Source organism: Bacillus sp. FJAT-28004, from assembly GCF_001280845.1.
Lineage (GTDB): Bacteria > Bacillota > Bacilli > Paenibacillales > Paenibacillaceae > Pristimantibacillus.
In genome coordinates, this window is record NZ_LGHP01000016.1 from 1 (window position 1) to 2025 (window position 2025).

Sequence of the window (2025 nt, forward strand, 5' to 3'; positions counted from 1 at the left end):
GCTACGTTAGAAGGATATTCAGCTCTTTGAAAACCCCATACGCTTTGCAGATCGCCAGCGGCGGCCAACTGCTTGTTTCACCGGCAAGACCTTAAAGATTTCCGCTCATCGCCGCTTGGGCTAGACCGGCAAACGATACCGGATATTAGGGTAGAACTAAAAATTTGTCAAAAGGAATGATGAGGATGAAAAAGATCAACTGGTTTTTATTACGAGAGTAAGGCTGTTGCGTTAGAAGCTGATACCTACAGTGGCTCATAATTTACGGGTATCTTTTCCGCCACGTAAAGGACTTTTGCGAATTTTATGCAGGCAAGTTCAAAATACATACACAGGAAGAAGGAAATTATAATGACAAAACAATATATTCTAAATCGCGAAACTTCTAAAATTGAATTGCGGTTCTCTAAAGAAGAGTTTAAATCTCTAACCACTGATGAGCAAAAAACAATAAGAAGAGCATATCTTTTCTCTGGTTCTCGCTCTGCTTGGGTATCCCGTTCAACAAGAAATCATTATTCAGCAATCCAAGTAGCTAAACAACTGGGCTTTACGGATGGCGGTAAAACGGGAGAGCGCTTGTCCTATGCGGAGGAAGTAGACAGACAAGTAGAAAAAGCAGAATCAAGAATAGAGCGCTTTGAGAAGTATGCGGACAATGCTGTAGAAAGAGCAAAAAGCCTGCAATCAGACTTAAACAGTATGCGTGGTGACAATTCATTTTTTACGCAACCGATTATTGCAGGACATGCAGGAAGTCAGCGGTTTGCACGTCAAAGAGAAAAAATGTTTGACCGTTATCACAAAGGATTTGAAGAGTACCGTAAGAGTGAATATTTCCGTGATAAAGCTGAAACAGCAGAACAAACAGCAAGTATGAGTAAATTTAATAATAGATCTTATTTAAGTAACAGAATTGAAGAATGTAATAAAAATATCCGTGAATACGAGCGTCGAATGGTTCGAGCAGAAGAGACTCAAAACGAAACATATATGGAAACGCTATTAGAAAAAATGGAATATGAAGTAGATAAACTTGCATTTTTCCACAATAAATTGGACGAGATCGGCGGCGTTCAATTTAATAAGGATAATCTAAAAGCTGGTTATCTCGTTAAAATTCGAGGCAGCAGATGGGATACAGTTGTTAAAGCGAATGCAAAGACTGTGGAGGTTAAGCCTGATGTTGTTCCATACACGCTAAAGTACCCTTATGCAGAAATTAAGGAAATGAAAATTCCAGAGGGATGGAAGGAAAAGAAAAAGGAAGCCGTTGTTAATCCTTTTGAGGTAGACGACATTGTAATTCGTACAGCTATTAATAGCAATCAAATTATTAGAGCATTCCAAGTCGTAAAAAAAACGGACAAAAGCGTGACGATCAAACCAATAGTTATTGAAGACAACATCCCTCAGATTAATAACTTTAAAATAGGATTACAAGAGAGGCGTACAGTTAAACAAGATAGAAATAACAATTTTGTAGTAAATCATGATGATTGGTTTCTATACAAATATAACAGCGCAGTATAAAAGTCATCATGTGTTCAGACTAGTGCTTTCTCCGGAATACTATTTAGTAGGTTAATAAAGGGCCAGAAGGGCTCTTTATTAACTCTTTAATTTGAAAAAGAGTAAAGGAAGACACACGCCGCGTGGCGGTGTCCTCGGATTAAATGGTGGCCGGAACGATTCGCTCCCGAATAAACATGTCCGGCAGCGAACCGTTCCGACCGGGCGAAGAATTTCATCGATGTAACCCCATTCTCGAAAGAAGAAGGCAAGCAGCATGCCTCCGCTGCTCTCCAGCATCCTCCCCAATAGATTAAAACACCGGTGAACTTCGCAATGATCGGAAGCCGCAGGCTGCTGTGCTTCTGGATGTTTTCAACCGCTGTATCCTTGCCCCTAACGCAATTCGTCATCCTAGCCTGCCATTCAGAACCTTGTCGTGCTAGGGTGGCTTTTCTACGAACGCCATCCCTTCGGGCATACCCTTGCACGACAAGAACCTGCATAGCAAAT

At 40.8% G+C, this 2025-nt stretch carries 2 protein-coding genes; one reads left to right on the plus strand and one right to left on the minus strand.

The features are described from left to right. Positions 1–351: 351 nt before the first annotated feature. Positions 352–1533 carry a DUF3560 domain-containing protein gene (locus AC787_RS32825; protein ID WP_054029198.1) on the plus strand — a complete coding sequence of 394 codons (1182 nt, stop codon included), beginning with the start codon at positions 352–354 and terminating at the stop codon, positions 1531–1533. An 86-nt stretch (positions 1534–1619) separates the two neighbouring features. On the opposite strand, the gene AC787_RS32830 is transcribed toward AC787_RS32825, so the two are convergent. Continuing rightward, on the minus strand, positions 1620–2025 hold a 406-nt coding region (locus AC787_RS32830; RefSeq protein ID WP_235561193.1), incomplete at its 5' end, for a hypothetical protein.